At 54.0% G+C, this 15,748-nt stretch carries 15 protein-coding genes; 10 read left to right on the forward strand and 5 right to left on the reverse strand.

The genetic code is table 11. The features are described 5' to 3' along the window. Nucleotides 1-8: 8 nt before the first annotated feature. Nucleotides 9-2,027, reverse strand: a complete 2,019-nt coding sequence (locus D9N13_RS16635) for a methyl-accepting chemotaxis protein (RefSeq protein WP_290592358.1) — start codon at nt 2,025-2,027, stop codon at nt 9-11. A gap of 162 nt (nt 2,028-2,189) precedes the next feature. Between D9N13_RS16635 and D9N13_RS16640 the strand changes: the two genes are divergently transcribed. Together D9N13_RS16640 and D9N13_RS16645 are read left to right on the forward strand one after the other, a co-directional pair. After that, nucleotides 2,190-2,705, forward strand: coding sequence for a DUF6586 family protein (locus D9N13_RS16640; protein ID WP_290592360.1), 516 nt, complete (start codon nt 2,190-2,192; stop codon nt 2,703-2,705). A gap of 166 nt (nt 2,706-2,871) precedes the next feature. After that, the gene (locus D9N13_RS16645) at nt 2,872-3,147 is read left to right on the forward strand and encodes a hypothetical protein (protein ID WP_290592362.1); all 276 of its coding nucleotides are present in this window, start codon (nt 2,872-2,874) and stop codon (nt 3,145-3,147) included. A gap of 7 nt (nt 3,148-3,154) precedes the next feature. On the opposite strand, the gene lexA is transcribed toward D9N13_RS16645, so the two are convergent. Then, the gene (lexA, locus tag D9N13_RS16650; RefSeq protein WP_290592364.1) at nt 3,155-3,766 is read right to left on the reverse strand and encodes a transcriptional repressor LexA; all 612 of its coding nucleotides are present in this window, start codon (nt 3,764-3,766) and stop codon (nt 3,155-3,157) included. Between the two features lie 175 nt (nt 3,767-3,941). Further along, on the reverse strand, nt 3,942-4,271 hold the full coding sequence (locus D9N13_RS16655) for a DUF6763 family protein (protein WP_290592366.1): 330 nt from the start codon (nt 4,269-4,271) through the stop codon (nt 3,942-3,944). A gap of 330 nt (nt 4,272-4,601) precedes the next feature. Between D9N13_RS16655 and D9N13_RS16660 the strand changes: the two genes are divergently transcribed. From D9N13_RS16660 to D9N13_RS16690, 7 genes are all read left to right on the forward strand, one after another. Further along, nucleotides 4,602-5,831, forward strand: a complete 1,230-nt coding sequence (locus D9N13_RS16660; RefSeq protein WP_290592368.1) for a hypothetical protein — start codon at nt 4,602-4,604, stop codon at nt 5,829-5,831. A gap of 102 nt (nt 5,832-5,933) precedes the next feature. Next, nucleotides 5,934-6,599, forward strand: coding sequence for a TetR/AcrR family transcriptional regulator (locus D9N13_RS16665; protein ID WP_290592370.1), 666 nt, complete (start codon nt 5,934-5,936; stop codon nt 6,597-6,599). Further along, the gene (locus tag D9N13_RS16670; protein WP_317622516.1) at nt 6,586-7,071 is read left to right on the forward strand and encodes a L,D-transpeptidase; all 486 of its coding nucleotides are present in this window, start codon (nt 6,586-6,588) and stop codon (nt 7,069-7,071) included. The genes D9N13_RS16665 and D9N13_RS16670 overlap by 14 nt, the downstream gene beginning before the upstream one ends. A gap of 68 nt (nt 7,072-7,139) precedes the next feature. Further along, a complete protein-coding gene (gene nagZ, locus D9N13_RS16675) occupies nt 7,140-8,150 on the forward strand; it encodes a beta-N-acetylhexosaminidase (protein WP_290592372.1) in 1,011 nt (336 codons plus the stop codon). A gap of 2 nt (nt 8,151-8,152) precedes the next feature. Beyond that, entirely contained in the window at nt 8,153-9,262 is a 1,110-nt protein-coding gene (locus D9N13_RS16680) for a mechanosensitive ion channel family protein (protein WP_290592374.1), read from the forward strand. Beyond that, nucleotides 9,259-9,816: a hypoxanthine-guanine phosphoribosyltransferase gene (locus tag D9N13_RS16685; RefSeq protein WP_290592376.1), complete on the forward strand. Its 558-nt coding sequence runs from the start codon at nt 9,259-9,261 to the stop codon at nt 9,814-9,816. Before D9N13_RS16680 ends, D9N13_RS16685 begins: the two co-directional genes overlap by 4 nt. A 28-nt stretch (nt 9,817-9,844) precedes the next feature. Continuing rightward, entirely contained in the window at nt 9,845-10,573 is a 729-nt protein-coding gene (locus D9N13_RS16690; protein ID WP_317622517.1) for an S-methyl-5'-thioinosine phosphorylase, read from the forward strand. 9 nt (nt 10,574-10,582) lie between these two features. Here D9N13_RS16690 and D9N13_RS16695 read toward each other — a convergent pair whose 3' ends face one another. Further along, nucleotides 10,583-11,452, reverse strand: a complete 870-nt coding sequence (locus D9N13_RS16695; protein ID WP_290592378.1) for a CsiV family protein — start codon at nt 11,450-11,452, stop codon at nt 10,583-10,585. 30 nt (nt 11,453-11,482) lie between these two features. Continuing rightward, nucleotides 11,483-14,953 carry a transcription-repair coupling factor gene (gene mfd, locus D9N13_RS16700; protein WP_290592380.1) on the reverse strand — a complete coding sequence of 1,157 codons (3,471 nt, stop codon included), beginning with the start codon at nt 14,951-14,953 and terminating at the stop codon, nt 11,483-11,485. Between the two features lie 235 nt (nt 14,954-15,188). Between mfd and D9N13_RS16705 the strand changes: the two genes are divergently transcribed. Beyond that, nucleotides 15,189-15,641, forward strand: coding sequence for a phasin family protein (locus D9N13_RS16705; protein ID WP_290592382.1), 453 nt, complete (start codon nt 15,189-15,191; stop codon nt 15,639-15,641). The last annotated feature ends 107 nt before the right edge of the window (nt 15,642-15,748 follow it).

Here is a 15,748-nt window from a genome sequence, read left to right on the forward strand (position 1 = left end):
GATTAATCCTAAACCTTGAAACGGGACAACTTTTCCACCAACTCATGCAGTGAAACCAGCATTTCTTCCGAGGAGTGCTGGGAATTCTCGGTGGCGGAGGCGGCTTCCTTGGCTCTGGCGTTGATGGCCTGGATGCTCGACAGCACGTGATTCACCGATTCAGTCTGCTGCAGTGTCGTTGCTGAGATGGATTGTGTTCTGGAGTTGATGGCGCTTACGCCATGCAGTATCTCTTCCAGTTTTTCAGTGAGGTTATTGGCGGTACTGACGGAATGTTCGGTGACATCCACACTAACCTGCATGGATGTGACCGCCTCCTGAACACCGGACTGGATTTTGCCTAGCACATCATCGATTTCCACGGTGGCTTCATGGCTGCGTTGTGCCAGAGAGCGCACTTCGTCGGCTACCACAGCGAAACCGCGCCCTTGCTCACCGGCTCGGGCTGCTTCGATGGCGGCATTGAGGGCCAGTAGATTGGTTTGTTCGGCAATGCTTTTGATAACCGACAGGATATCCGTTACCCCTCTACTTTGCTCGGCCAAGCGCTCTACCACCTGCATGGAACCATGAATATTCCCCGTCAGAGATTGAAAGCTTTTAACGGCATCGACCACCAGTTGCTGGCCTTCTCTGGCACTTTCATCAGCATCCTGAGCTGCGCCGGCGGTAAATTCCGTTTCCCGTGCCACTTCTTCAGCCGCAGCGGACATTTCTTCCATGGCATGACTTATTTTGCTGGTTTCTTCTGTCTGCAGGCGCACGATATCGGTGTTGGTGTCGGCCAGTGCTTTCACGTGTTGGGCATGGCTGGTGACCGTGTCGCTGCTTTCCCTGGAGGCTTTGATGAGCTGATTCATTTGCTTCACCATGCCGTTGAAGTTGCCGATCAGGGTTGCAAATTCATCCCGGGTATTATTCTCCACCTCGACAGTCATGTCGCCATCCGCAACTTTGCGGGTATTGCTTACCATGTTTTTTATGCTGCTACTCAGTGTGACGTACAGCCCCAGGTATAAATAGGTTATGACACACAGTAAGGCCAGCAAGCTGCTGAGCATGATGACGCGATTGAATTCCTTGTCATCCAGTCGGGATTGAACCACATCAAGCGCGCGCTTTAAGATGCCATTCTCGAATTCTTGACTGGAAGCAATAAGCTTGCTGGCAATAGCATTGTATTGTTGCCAGGTTTGCCGTTCAGAAATGGCTTCCACCACTTGATCGTTGAACTGGAACAGTAATTTGTCGACGGCATCGATAAATAAGGGCGCTTCAGACAGAAGTGGACTTTCGCTATTCTGTGAACGGATTTTCTCTATGGTTTCTTTAAATTCGCCAAACAGGGTTTGAGTATTGAAAAAGCTGGCGTCCACCTCGGTGAAGGTGGCGCTGTCCAGATAAGGGGTGTTGAGCGTGTTGTTGCCATAACCACGCAATTTGCCCAGCTGGGTCAGCAGGGGGCGAACCGTTTCAAAATAGATTCCCATTTCGGTTGCCAGCTTCGGATCGGTGTCGTTGGCCAGGCCGCTGGCTTTTGCAATTTCAAATACGATGGCGTCAATTTCATTCACCAGGCTGCCGTAGGAGGTCATGTACTCCCGTAGCATAATCTGGGCACCGAGATCCTCATTGAATGCTTGTTTTTTTGCCTGTGCCAGACGTTCCAGGAAGGTGGGCTTGATCAGGTTTGAGCCCTGATAACGCTGGGTGAAAACATCCAACAGTTGAGTGGTCTCATTGCGCAATCGATAGATCTTGCTTGCGGTTTGTTCCGAGCGGTCATAATTGTAAGCCATCATGACATCGCGCAGTTCCGCTGCTTTTGCGGAGAGTGTGTTCAACTCATTGATCGCATTGACCCCTTTGACTTCAGTGGCGGTGATCTGCAGATCCCTTTCCATCTGATTCCACAGCTGGGTACTGAGTAACAATATGGGACAAATAAAGAGAATGCTGATTAACATGAACTTATAGTTGTAGGTCAACCGGTTCATGATGAAGGTGGCCAGCCACAGTATTTTCATTATCTTGTTATCCACAAAACTTCAAAACTGCTATTAAATCAGCACACTAAGAAGATGTGCCCGTTTTATAGCAAGTATAGTTAAAGAATGGGGTTTATCCCGCTAGTGGTTTACCTCGCTCCTTAGTAAAATATGCCCAGTTAACAGGAGTCAGCAGTTTCCATGGCCAAACATAAGCTTAGTCAATCAAATCAAAAACGGTATTTTGCGCGCTTTTATCTGGAAGCCATTGAAAATACAGAAAATGATGAGTCCATATTGAATCGCAAAGCGTTGTTGATGGCGCATCGACAGTCCTGCTTGTTCCATCTGGTGGGAGCCTACCGCGCGTTTATCTGGGAAGTGGCCAATACCTACGATGAGTCCTACGTGGCGACACAATCGCTGCAGGAACTGCTGCTGCAGGCCCGTGCCAATGGTAAAGTCGTTACAGAGCTGGAGCGGGTATATGAACTTGAGTCCACATCCGGAAGCTGGTTGCAGGCCATGATGAAGATGTGGGAGCGCATCAATGCCGTGGATCCCGATGCCACCACTCAGGCCAAGGAAACGATGAATTTAAATGCCATAGAAGTTCGTGTAGTGAGTGAAACGGATGACTTCACGCAACTGCATGATTGGTATGAGAATCTTTCCAGCCTGATAGAAGAAATCAGGCAATTGCTGTCTGAATGGTAGTAATTATATATCAAGTGCCGGGGTGATTTATTTGTGGCGGTAATGTCACACATGTTAGTATCACTCGCCATTGGATAGCATTTTTCGCTGTTTTTTACCGAGTAATTTGCTAAAAGCAGTGTTTTTTTCATTTGCTTCAAACACTTCCACGCTAAAGGTTTAATGAATGTCCTCTCTTTTAGAAATTGTTGAACTTGATTCAGGTGAAATTGTTTTACGTCGTGCCGACGGCGTGGGTTCACCCTTGGTGGAAATCAAGTTTTCCGATGAGGTTCGCGTGTTGCTGTCTGAATATTCCCTGGATATCGGCAAGGCAATGGTGAGTGCGGGTGTGCAGGCCGTGGGTGAAGTATATGGACATGTGTTGGAAGCTCATGAAGAACATACGGATTCCTCTTCAGCCGCCGATGAATTCGAAGATGTATCCGGTGTTTTACATTAAACCCGGATCAGATCCCGTCTCTAATCACACCCACTGCTAAGCCCTCAATCGCAAAATCATCACTACGACTGTCCACCTCAATGGGTTCGAAATCCTGATTCTCAGGTAACAGAATGATTTTATTGCGCTTTCGATCGAATCGTTTAACAGTGACTTCATCCCCGATGCGGGCAACCACCACCTGGCCGCGCTGCGCATCCGCCGTTTTGTGAACCGCCAGTAAATCACCTTCCAGAATACCGGCATCCATCATGCTCAGGCCTTTAACCCGAAGGAAATAATCTGCCCGCGGTTTGAAAAAATCCGGGTTCACGTCGCAGCGCCCCAGCACATTTTCCTGGGCTAGAACCGGTTGCCCTGCGGCCACCTGACCGATGATCGGTAAGCCGGGTTCTGCGTCGTCATCCTGGCCGATCAAACGAATACCGCGGGATGCACCGGGAAGCATTTCTATGTACCCCTTACGGGCCAGTGTGCGCAGGTGCTCTTCAGCGGCATTGGGGGAACGAAAACCAAATGTGCCGGCAATTTCCATGCGGGTAGGGGGCATGCCGCTTTCTTCGATATAGGTTTTGATCAGGGCGAGAATTTCAGATTGGCGCTTGGTCAGCTTTTCCATGGTGTTGCTCGTCAGGTTGCGTACTGTTATTTTATACAGGTGCTGTGATTATATACAGCATAGTTGAAAATTGAAACAGAAAAACCCGTTAAAACAAGCAGATTGAGAAGAGGGAGCCTTGCGGCTCCGGTCGGCGAGGTGGAGTGAAGGTGAAGGATGCTTGCTGTCAGCCGTCCTAGTAATCGTCGTAGATGCGAACGCCTTTGCTCTCAAAATCGTCGAAGGGCAAGTACTGGTCGGACTCGGCGGCAGCCAGCTGACTGTAGTCATGATCGTCACGATCTTCCTGGTCCACTTCATAGGGGCCACCCCAGTCTTCCGGCTGATCCACGGTGCGCAGTCTCAGCTGCCAGAAGGTTTCAATGTCCATTTCTTCCAGTTCACCATCAAAGTACTGAATCGCCAGCGTGCCTTCTTCTTCATCCAGAGTCACCACCTCAAACAGGGTTTCCTGTTCGGTATTTTCATACCATGTGCCCACTTCAGGTTGAATTCGCAACAACATAATGGCCTCCTGTTCAGCCAGCTTGCACTCTTTGTGGCTAGTATGGCGCACACTGCCGGTTCGACACGAAAATGCTTAGGGCGGATGCCGGTCAGGTTGCCCGGGGCATCGAGGGCAGCGTTGCAGATACCAATCAAAAACAGCGCCTTAGCAATCACCAATGGGAATCTGCTGCTATTTTTATAGACGGCTGCAATAACGGCTATGGTTGAAGGTGCATAAAAATCTAACCCGCCTGGGGCTAGCCTGGCCGGTTGACGTAGCCGATGAAAAAACGATATCGTGACGCTTCGTCACAAAATGACTTTTTGTTGAGTTGGGAGTGAGTAGATGAGGTTCGCATGCAAACTTTCGGTATTGCTGATCAGCGTGATGTCGGGGGCGCCTGCCGTGGGAGGAGAGTGGGATGTTGAAGTAGGGGGTGAATACCGCTACCTGCCCCAGGATCCACCCTATGGCGTGGGTGATGATGCAGTATCCGCTAGCGTCCGCGCGGAATATTTTCACGACTGGAACGACGGCAATGATCTGTTTGAATTGGACGTCTTCTATCGCTGGTCGGAAGCCGATGATGAGCGTACTCACGGCGATATTCAGGATTTTGCCTGGATTCATGTGGGCGATGGCTGGGAGCTGCGCAGTGGCGTACGTACGGTATTCTGGGGCGTGACGGAATTTCAGCATCTGGTGGACATCGTTAACCAGTCTGATCTGGTGGAGCGTACCGACGGTGAAGCCAAACTGGGTCAGCCCATGATCAACCTGTCATTGGTGTCTGATTGGGGGATTCTGGATCTCTACGCCCTGGCCGGATTCCGTGAGCGCACCTTCCCCGGGGAGAATGGTTGGCCGCGGGGGCCGTTGGTGATCTCCAATGAGGAGGCGGATTATGAATCCGGGGCAGAGCACAAGCGCCTGGATTTTGCCGCCCGTTGGGCCATGTCCATCGAAGCCTGGGAACTGGCTTTTTCCTATTTCGGTGGTACTGCACGGGATCCAGAGTTCAGGCGGGTGGATGCCGCCGGGGAGCTGGTGCCTTATTATCGGGTGATTGACCAGTTTGGGCTGGAGGTGCAGTACAACTACGATGCCTGGTTGCTGAAAATGGAGGCATTGAGCCGCAGCGGGATGGCCGGGGGCCGGTATTTCGCCAGCGTGTTTGGGTTTGAGTACACCCTGGAAGGCCTGTTTGGCGGGGTATCGGATCTGGGTATTGTCTCTGAATACAATTACGACGAGCGGGGGGAGGACAGTCCTGATTCCTATTATCTGGAAAATGACATTGCTTTGGGGTTGCGCTGGGCAAGGAACGACGTGGCCTCAACGGAAGTGTTGGGTGGCGTCATTTATGATCACAAAACCAGCGAACGGGTACTCAGTATCGAGGCCAGCCGCCGTCTGGGTGACGTTTGGACCATCAATGTGGATGCCCTGTTTTTCCACAGTGATCCACCACCCACCTTGGCGGATCTGGCCACCGGATCGTTTGATCCACTGTATAAACTGGCACAAACCAGCCGTAACGATCTTATTCAGATAGAGCTGATCCGCTATTTTTGATGTATCCGATTCTTGACAGGGGGCGCTGGCAAACGTAAGTTTCAAACGATTGTTTACGGTGAACCGATGCAGTGATCGGCTCCCTGTCAGGAACCCTCATTTATGGCACAAAAAGAAACGGTAGAGCGAATTCTGGATGCAGCGGAGGCGTTGTTTGCAGAACGTGGATTCGCTGAAACCTCCCTGCGTACCATCACCAGTACCGCCGGCGTTAATCTGGCAGCGGTGAATTATCACTTCGGCTCAAAAAAAGCCCTGATACAGGCGGTATTCGAGCGCTTTCTGGAACCCCTGGTGGCAGAAATCGATCAGCGCCTTGGCGTGTTGGAGCAGAATCCGGAGTCGATTAACGTGGAATCCTTACTCAAGGTGCTGTCCAGCTCCATTTACGATGTGCATGGGCGCAATACCAATCGGGCCACGGCATTCATGCGCCTGCTGGGTCTGGCGTATACCCAGTCCCAGGCCCATGTGCGTAACTTCATCGCCGATCGTTATGGTGAGGCGTTCCAGCGCTATGCGCGTTTGCTGAAACCCGCCTTGCCGGGTGCGACCGATCAGGAGTTGTTCTGGCATACACACTTTGCCCTCGGTACGGCTATTTTCACCATGTCCAACTTTGATGCCCTGCGGGCCATGGCGGTGAATGACACCGGTCATCGTGGTTCGGTGGATTTTATTGTCAGCAATCTCACCAGCTTTATGGCGGCCGGGCTGCGCAACGCATCCCACGATGTCGCTGCTGCAGTCGGTCATGATGGCACCTGAGATCCGGATCTCCATCAGCGAGCAAACGCTGGCGGTGTGGCAGGGGGGCGCCTGTATCAGGCAATGGCCGGTTTCCACCGCCAAAAACGGCGCTGGAAATCAGTCCGGTTCCAACCAGACGCCTTTGGGCAAGCACCGGATTCGCGCCTGCATCGGCGCCGGTGCACCCATGGGGGCCGTGTTTGTCGGTCGCCGCCAGACCGGGGAAATTCATTCAGCGGAGCTGGCGGCGCGCCATCCCGATCGAGACTGGATTCTGACCCGCATCCTGTGGCTTTGCGGCGAGGAAAAGGGCATTAATCGCGGGGGTGACGTGGATTCCCAGCGCAGATACATTTATATTCATGGCACGCCGGATACCGAGCCCATGGGTGTGCCCCTCTCTCACGGCTGCATTCGAATGCGCAATCAGGATGTGATGGCATTGTTTGATTGTGTCGGTTCCGGTACCCGAGTAACCATTCTGCCTTAATATCACGATAAAAAGGCCGGGAAACACAATCTCAGGAGTGAACAAGCGCTATGGTGATGGGGCCACTCATGTTGGACCTGGAAGGCACGGAACTTTCCAGAGCGGACATCCGTCGACTGCAACATCCTGCCACCGGTGGGGTGATTCTTTTTTCCCGTAATATTGAATCGGTGGCGCAGGTGCGAGCGTTACTGGCGGCGGTGCGTGAGCAGCGGCCGGAATTGATTCTGGCGATAGACCAGGAAGGCGGTCGGGTGCAGCGAATCCGGCAGGGGGTTACCCGGTTGCCGCCTTTGGCTGAACTGGGGCAGCGTTTTGAACGGGATGTCGAGGCCGCGCTGCACCAGGCCCGGGATTGGGGCTGGTTGATGGCATCGGAGATGTTGGCCCTGGGGCTGGATATTTCCTTTGCGCCGGTGCTGGATGTGGAAGTGGGGCGCAGCAACGTTATTGGTGATCGTTCCCTGCATCATGAGCCACAGGTGGTAACGCAATTGGCAGGCGCGTATATCGAGGGCATGCACGAGGCTGGTATGGCCGCTACGGGGAAACACTTCCCCGGCCACGGCTGGGCGGAGGCGGATTCCCATGTGGCGATGCCTGTGGATGAGCGGGCGCTGGATGACATCGGCAATTCTGATATGCAACCCTTCAAAGCCTTGGCCTCTGTGCTGGATGCGGTGATGCCGGCCCATGTGGTCTATACCAATGTTGATGCGCACCCGGCCGGGTTCTCGGCATTTTGGTTACAGTCCGTCTTACGGCAACAACTGCAGTTTGACGGTGTTATTTTCAGTGATGATCTCACGATGGAAGGGGCTGCGGTGGCCGGTGGTTTTGCGCAGCGTGCACAGGCCGCGTTGCAGGCAGGCTGCGACATGGTGCTGGTCTGCAATCAACCGGACGCGGCGGATGAAGTGCTGGACTGGCTTGCCCATGCAGGCTACCGGGCCGATCAGCAACGTTTGGCAGCCATGCGTGCCCGCAAGGCAGTGGAGTGGGATTCACTTGTGGAGGAGCCTCGATACCTGTCGGTAAGACGGTCCATCCAACACTTTTCAGAACAGTCAGGAGAATAGTAGTGGAAACAGTACGGCAGTGGTGGCAGCAGCTGAATGGAAATCAGGACTGGATCATGCAAGTGTTCTTTGTGGTGTTTGTCACCCTATTGGCCAATTATTTGGCGAAAAAGTTTTACGATCGATTGGAAAAGCAGTTTGAGAAAACCCGCAACCTGTGGGATGACGCTTTGCTGTGGGCGGTTCGCAAGCCCTCGCGGGCTTTTATCCTGGTGCTTGGCGCCCGCGTGGTGGCCGAGATCATGGAACCCATGATGGAGCCATCCGTCGTCACCGTGGTGCGCCCGGTGTTTCTGGTGCTGATCATCAGCGTGGTGTTGTGGTTTTTGATTCGTATGATTACCCGGGGTGAAGAACTGCTGAAAACACCGGGCTATACCCAGGAGCCCATGGACGAAACCACGGTGACGGCGTTGGCCAAGCTTCTGCGTTTGTCGGTGTTTATTACCGGTGGCCTGGTCATCGCCCAGTCCATGGGCATTTCCATTTCCGGGGTGTTGGCGTTTGGCGGCATCGGTGGCATCGCGGTGGGCTTTGCCGCCAAGGACCTGCTGGCCAACTTCTTCGGTGGGTTGATGGTGTACCTGGATCGGCCATTTTCGGTGGGGGATTGGGTACGCTCGCCTGACCGTAATATCGAAGGCACGATAGAACACATTGGTTGGCGCCTAACCGTTATTCGTACTTTCGACAAGCGGCCCCTGTATGTGCCGAATGCCACCTTCACCAGCATTGCCTTGGAAAATCCGTCGCGTATGACTCATCGTCGCATCTATGAAACCATGGGGGTACGTTATGATGATGTGGCACAGCTGCCGGCCATCGTTGCCTCGGTGAAGAGCATGCTCGCCGAACACCCGGAGATCGATCATAATCAAACCCTGATCGTTAACTTTAACCAATATGGTGCATCCTCATTGGACTTCTTTATCTATTGCATGACCAATACCACAAATTGGGTGAAGTACCATGAAGTGAAACAGGATGTGTTGTTTAAAGTCGCAGAGATCGTGCGGCAGCACGGTGCCGAATTTGCGTTCCCCACCCAGACATTGCACATTATTGAAGGGGTTGCCCAGGACAGCCATAGCACCAGCGAGGAACCTGCATGAGCGTTACGGTAGAGGAAGTCGATAAGATCTGGCGGGAAGCCGATTGTATCTGGACAGAGCATCAGATAGAGCGGGCCATTGAGACAGTCAGTCAGCAAATAGAAGCGGACCTGGCGCATAAGAACCCACTGGTGTTGGTGGTGATGAAGGGTGGTCTGATGTTTGGCGCGCGCCTGCTGATGCGATTGCGCTTTGCTCTGGAAATGGATTATATCCATGTCACCCGCTACGGCATGGAAACCTCCGGCAATGAGCTGCTTTGGAAGGTGTTGCCTCAGCATCCGCTGGAAGGACGGCATGTGCTGGTGGTGGATGACATTCTTGATGAAGGGCAAACCCTGTACAAGATCATGGAAAGCTGCCGCAGTCAGAAAGCGGCCACGGTACAATGCGCAGTATTGGTGGACAAGAAACACGATCGAAAATACGATCCAGACTTCAAAGCCCACTATACCTGCCTGGACGTGCCGGATCGTTTTGTGTTTGGTTATGGTATGGATTACAAGGGTTATTTGCGCAATGCAGATGGCATATACGCGGTGAAGGGGTTGTAATGGGCACTTATTTCAGAAGGAATGCAGTATGGGGCTGATCGCAATAGTGGGGGGCACCGGGCTCACTGAATTGCAAGGCCTGGAGCTAACGGATACCCGCACGCTTGAAACAGAATATGGTGTGCCTTCGGCTGCGCTTGAGTTTGGGCGTTTCGGTCAGCAGCCGGTGGTGTTTCTGGCGCGCCATGGCAAGGGTCACACGGTGCCGCCCCATCAGGTAAACTACCGTGCCAATATTCAGGCGTTAAAACAGGTCGGTGTGGAGAAAATTATTGCGGTGAACGCAGTCGGTGGTATCAATCCGCAAATGGGTGCTGAAAGCCTCGTAATTCCGGATCAGATTATTGATTACACCTGGGGCAGGGAATTTACTTTTGCCGACCAGGGAAACGTACTGCATGTGGACTTCTCTTATCCTTACAGTGAACCGCTGCGCCAGTCGTTACTGACGGCGGCCGCAGAGCTAGGGCTTGCGGTGCACGATGGTGGTGTTTATGGCGCCACCCAGGGGCCCCGTTTGGAGACGGCGGCGGAGGTGGATCGCCTGGAGCGGGATGGCTGCGATATCGTGGGCATGACCGGCATGCCGGAGGCATCCCTGGCCCGCGAGGCGGAATTGGAGTATGCGTGCCTGTCGCTGGTGGTGAACATGGCCGCTGGCCGCAGTGAGGGTATCATCACCATGGACGATATTGAGTTGGCCATCAAGAATGGCATGGGAAATGTGCGCGCCATTCTGGCTCAGCTTCTAAGCTGAGCCAGGGGATCAGCGCAGGCTGACCGGGCTGGCATCCTGCAGCGGGCTGTCCGGCAATCCTTCCTCTTCAGTGACCGGTTTGTAGGGGGTCACTTTTACCAGAACGCCAAACATCGGATTGTCCAGGTAGTGCATTTCCCCGCTGCGCATACGCCGTGATTCGTTCAGAATCACGGTGCGCACCGGCTCATAGCGGGTAACGGTTTCAGAGTAGGTTTGAGCGCCGAAGTCAATTTCCTGGTAGGCCAGTTCCTCTCCTGTGTCAGACAGTGAATCCGAGCCGTCGAGGTGGTGGCTTATGGCATTGGAGCTTTCCCACCACGGGGCAATCATTTCCACTTTCTGGATGTATTCGGAAAGCCATAAATCCGCCTTGAAATGCAGATAGCGCGATACCACCAGCGTGATGCTGCCTTCCAGCTCGTGGTAACCACCGAATTCGTTGCCTGCCTGAATCAGCACGGGAAGCGCCTGCTCGTTGTCCAGCGCCGGTTGATTCCAGCTGGCTTTTACCATGATCTCATAGTTCGAGCTTAACGTGATGCTGCGCAGGGCTTGCTTAAATTCTTCATCCTCGGGTGCCCCTGCGCGGAAGGCGACCCAGTCGCCTCCGGTTTCGGATGGGGGCTCCAGGGACAGGATGCCCTTTGGAAAGGAAAGCGCCAGGCTGCTGGGTGTGGGCCAGGTTTCATTCCCCATGGGGCTGTTCTTGTGTTTGAAAATAACCAGGGCCACCTGATACCAGGGTGTGGTGTCCTGTTGGGCCGGGGTTTGCGCAGTGGCAGGCTGTACCACGCCGGCCAGCACGGTAATGAGCAGGGCCGGCAGCAGCAATCTGGTATGGATGTGGTAGAGCGAATGTTCAGTTTTTACGGTCATAGGGTTTCAGGCCAGACAGTCTTTGAGCGGTTACTTGCGTTCCGGATTGACTCTGAGTTTGTCCAGCAGCTCCTCGATCATATCCAGGCGCTGCTCGGCAGTGTCGGTTTCAATAGCGAATTTTAGCTTATCGGCGCCATCCAGTTTATAGAACTGGGGCTGAATTTGAACCATTTTCACAATGGTGAGAGGGTGCACCTTGGTGTCGACTCCAAATTCCACCCTGCCGCCATTGGGACCTGCGTCGATTTTACTCAAACCCATGGCCTGGGCCTGCAATTTGATTTTGGTGAGCCGGAACAGGTTTTTGGTGGACTCCGGCAGGGAACCGAAGCGGTCCACCAGTTCTACCCGTAATTCATCCAGCTGATCGTCGTCTTTGGCATTGGCAATGCGCTTGTAGGTGATCAGGCGCAGGTGCACATCCCTGAGGTAATCTTCGGTAATCAATGCGGGGATCCGCAGATTGATTTCAGAACCCTGTTTGAATGGTTTATCCAGGTTCGGTGTTTTACCTTCCTTGATGGACTGGACGGCCTCTTCCAGAAGCTCCATGTACAGGGAAAAGCCGATGCTGTTCATGTTACCGCTTTGCTCTTCACCCAGTAGTTCGCCTGCACCGCGGATCTCCAGATCATGGCTGGCCAGGGTAAAGCCGGCGCCCAGGTCATGGGCTTGGGCAATGGCATCCAGGCGTTTGCGGGCATCGCTGGTAATGGCTTTCGGGTTGGGGGTAAGCAGGTAGGCGTATGCCTGGTGGTGGGAGCGCCCCACGCGGCCCCGCAATTGATGCAGTTGGGCCAGGCCGAACTTGTCAGCACGATCAATGATGATGGTATTGGCGGAGGGAATGTCGATCCCGGTTTCAATGATGGTGGTACACATCAGCACGTTGTAGCGCTTATGGTAGAAGTCCGTCATGACCTGTTCAAGTTCCCGCTCACGCATTTGACCGTGGGCCACGATGATACGGGCTTCCGGCACCAGCTGCTGGATTTCTTCGGCGCGGCGCTCAATGGATTTGACTTCGTTGTGAAGGAAATACACCTGCCCGCCGCGCAGCAATTCCCGCAGGATGGCCTCCTTGATCACCGGCTTGTTGTCTTCCCGCACAAAGGTTTTGATGGAAAGACGCTTGGCCGGTGGCGTGGCGATGATCGACATATCCCGTACACCGGACATCGCCATATTCAGTGTTCGTGGAATGGGGGTGGCGGTCAGGGTGAGCATGTCCACATCAGCGCGCATTTCCTTCAGCCGCTCTTTATGGCGCACACCGAAGCGGTGTTCTTCATCCACGATGATCAGCCCCAGGTTGTTGAAGACCACGCTTTCCTGGAGCAATTTATGGGTGCCCACCACCACATCAATCTTGCCATCGGCGATTTGCTTTAAGGCCTTGGTTTGCTCTTTGCCGCTACGAAAGCGCGACAGGACCTCCAATTCCACCGGCCAATCGGAAAAGCGGTCCTTGAAGGTCTCAAAGTGCTGTTGGGCCAGCAGCGTGGTGGGCACCAGAATCGCAACCTGCTTGCCGGCCTGTACCGCGACGAACGCCGCCCGCATGGCCACTTCCGTTTTACCGAATCCCACATCGCCGCACACCAGGCGATCGGTAGGTCGGTCAGAGGTCATATCGGCAATCACCGCGTCGATGGCGGCCTGCTGATCCGGAGTTTCCTCAAACGGAAAGCCTTCGCAGAAGGCCTCGTAATCGTGGCGATTAACGGTAAAGGCGTGGCCGGGCTTGGCGGCGCGTCGGGCATAGATATTGAGTAGTTCCGCTGCCGTATCGTGAATTTGCTCGGCGGCTTTGCGTTTTTCCTTGTTCCACTGATCCGTGCCCAGCCGGTGTAACGGCGCCAGGGCATCGCTGGCACCGGAGTAACGGCTGATCAGATGCAGCGAGGAAACCGGCACGTACAGCTTGGCTTCGTTAGCGTACTCCAGGGTGAGAAATTCCTGATTTTGGCCATCGAATTCCAGGGTTTGCAGGCCTTTGTAGCGGCCCACTCCGTGGTCGATATGCACCACAGGATCGTTGGTGTTGAGTTCTGTCAGGTTGCGAATGACGTTTTCGGCATTGTCATCGCCCCGTTTGCGCCGCCGCCGCTGCATAACGCGACTGCCGAACAGTTGGGATTCGGTGATGACGCTGACATTGGGCGTGTCGAGTACCAGGCCTTCGCTCAGCGGCGCCACGGTGATCATCACGTCAGCATCGGCAGCACTGAGGAATGAGGTCCAGCCATCAACCGCTTGCGGGATTATGTGAATCCGTTTTAACAGATCCAGCAACGTATCCCGGCGGCCGGCGGACTCTGCAACGAATAACACTCGTCTCTGCTCGTGGGCTGCGTTGCTGCAGTAAGTCTCCACCTGCAGCAGCGGGTTACCGGCCTTGGCGTTGATGGGTAAGGGGGGCGGTGTTTGCAACGGCAGTTCGCTGTGGTGATCTTTGCCGTCTGACCCACCGCCGCGCAGGTTGATGCGGGGAAACTGTTTCAGTGATCGGTTCAGTTCGTCGCTGGCCAGGAACAGGCTGGGGGGTGGCAGCAACGGACGCTGGCGGTCGTAGCGCAGCTCTTCGTATCGGTTATTGCAGTCGGCCCAGAAGTGATCGGCGCTTTCCTGCAGATGCTCTGCGGTCACCAGCAGCGTATTGTCCGGCAGAAAGTCAAACAGAGTGGCGGTTTCGTCAAAAAACAACGGCAGATAGTATTCTATGCCGGCGCTGGCGATGCCGTCACTGATATCCTGGTACACGGCGCAACTGCGGGGGTCAGCGTCGAAACGTTGCTTGAAACGGTCTTTAAACTGCCGGATAGCCGTATCGGAGAGCGGGAATTCTTTCGCCGGCAACAGGCGGACCTGTTGTACCTTTTCGATGGAGCGTTGCGTTTCAGGATCAAATGAGCGCAGGGTATCAATTTCATCATCGAACAGCTCAATGCGATAGGGAACCTGGCTGCCCATTGGAAACAGATCCATGATGGCACCCCGAACAGCGTATTCACCATGCTCCAGCACGGTGTCCACAGCACGGTAACCGGCCTGTTCCAGCTGCTTGCGTACCTGATCCAGTTTGAATGTCTGGCCCACATCCAATAGCAAGGTTTGGCCGGCCAAAAAGGACGGCGGCGCAAGCCGGTGCATGAGGGTTGATACGGGAACCACCAGCACACCCCGGTCCACGGTGGGCAACTTGTTGAGCGTGGCAAGGCGCTGGGAAATGATGTCCTGGTGGGGGGAAAAGCTGTCGTAAGGCAGGGTTTCCCAATCCGGGAAGGTCAGAATTTCAGTGTCCGCATGGGCGTAGAACGGGATCTCAAGCTCCAGCTGCAGTGCGCTTTGGGTGCCTGCGGTGATCACCAGGAGCAGACCCTGATGTTGCTTGGCAGCCTGTGCCAGAGCCCACGCCTGGCCGCTGCCCGTCAGGTTGGCCCAGACCCGCTGATCACCGGGTTTGGAAGGAAAATTATCAAGAAAATCAATCGCCATGGATTTTGTACAAAATGATGGGTGGCAAAAACAAGGACGCATTGTACATGCTTTTGCCGGTGGGTGAAGCAGGGGCTTAACAGGGGGATATGGGCCGGCCCGCATTCCTAGAATGAATATTCTAATGAGGTCTGGTAGTGTTGTAAGGTTACCGGTCTGCAAAACTCGGAACCGCAGGCCCGCTCCACATGGGCAGTTGACTGTCCATGTCAGAAACACAGCAAGAGAGAACATCATGGGTGATAAGAAAGCATCAGGTCAGGAAAAACAGGTAGGTCAAATAGCCGAACAGATGGCGGATCGGGTGAAAGAATCGGCAAATCAAATCTGGCTAGCCGGATTAGGGGCGTACTCAAAGGCCGAAGAAGAGGGCGGCAAGCTGTTTGAGGCACTGGTGCAGGATGGAGAAAAGCTGGAGGCCAAGACCCGTTCCATCGTCGACAAGCCGCTGACTGCGGCCAAAGAGAAAGTGGAAACGGTTCGGGCCCGGGCGACGGGATCCTGGGAAAAGGTAGAGAAAGCGTTTGATATTCGGGTCTCCAAAGCGCTGCATCGGTTGAATATTCCGACCCGGGCCGATGTTGACAGCCTTACCCAACGCATTGGAGAGCTTGAGGCGCAGTTACAGAAAATTGAACAGGCAGCCTCAAAACGTCGTTCCAGCGCGGCGAAATCCACCAAAAGTTGAGTCTGAATAAAAGAATAATCACAAAGCTGATGCAGGGGGCGTGGTTGCAGTGCGCCGGTATTGGCTTATAGTTCGGTAGAGCCTGCACTGGACGAACAGATGTTAAA

This window comes from Ketobacter sp. GenoA1, assembly GCF_003671475.1.
In the GTDB taxonomy this organism is placed as follows: Bacteria; Pseudomonadota; Gammaproteobacteria; order Pseudomonadales; family Ketobacteraceae; genus Ketobacter.

Bases quoted from the DNA above. Each gene is read 5' to 3' on its own strand.
- D9N13_RS16635 (WP_290592358.1), bottom strand. From the start codon at position 2,027: ATGAAAATACTGTGGCTGGCCACCTTCATCATGAACCGGTTGACCTAC.
- D9N13_RS16640 (WP_290592360.1), top strand. From the start codon at position 2,190: ATGGCCAAACATAAGCTTAGTCAATCAAATCAAAAACGGTATTTTGCG.
- D9N13_RS16645 (WP_290592362.1), top strand. From the start codon at position 2,872: ATGTCCTCTCTTTTAGAAATTGTTGAACTTGATTCAGGTGAAATTGTT.
- lexA (WP_290592364.1), bottom strand. From the start codon at position 3,766: ATGGAAAAGCTGACCAAGCGCCAATCTGAAATTCTCGCCCTGATCAAA.
- D9N13_RS16655 (WP_290592366.1), bottom strand. From the start codon at position 4,271: ATGTTGTTGCGAATTCAACCTGAAGTGGGCACATGGTATGAAAATACC.
- D9N13_RS16660 (WP_290592368.1), top strand. From the start codon at position 4,602: ATGAGGTTCGCATGCAAACTTTCGGTATTGCTGATCAGCGTGATGTCG.
- D9N13_RS16665 (WP_290592370.1), top strand. From the start codon at position 5,934: ATGGCACAAAAAGAAACGGTAGAGCGAATTCTGGATGCAGCGGAGGCG.
- D9N13_RS16670 (WP_317622516.1), top strand. From the start codon at position 6,586: ATGATGGCACCTGAGATCCGGATCTCCATCAGCGAGCAAACGCTGGCG.
- nagZ (WP_290592372.1), top strand. From the start codon at position 7,140: ATGTTGGACCTGGAAGGCACGGAACTTTCCAGAGCGGACATCCGTCGA.
- D9N13_RS16685 (WP_290592376.1), top strand. From the start codon at position 9,259: ATGAGCGTTACGGTAGAGGAAGTCGATAAGATCTGGCGGGAAGCCGAT.
- D9N13_RS16690 (WP_317622517.1), top strand. From the start codon at position 9,845: ATGGGGCTGATCGCAATAGTGGGGGGCACCGGGCTCACTGAATTGCAA.
- D9N13_RS16695 (WP_290592378.1), bottom strand. From the start codon at position 11,452: ATGACCGTAAAAACTGAACATTCGCTCTACCACATCCATACCAGATTG.
- mfd (WP_290592380.1), bottom strand. From the start codon at position 14,953: ATGGCGATTGATTTTCTTGATAATTTTCCTTCCAAACCCGGTGATCAG.
- D9N13_RS16705 (WP_290592382.1), top strand. From the start codon at position 15,189: ATGGGTGATAAGAAAGCATCAGGTCAGGAAAAACAGGTAGGTCAAATA.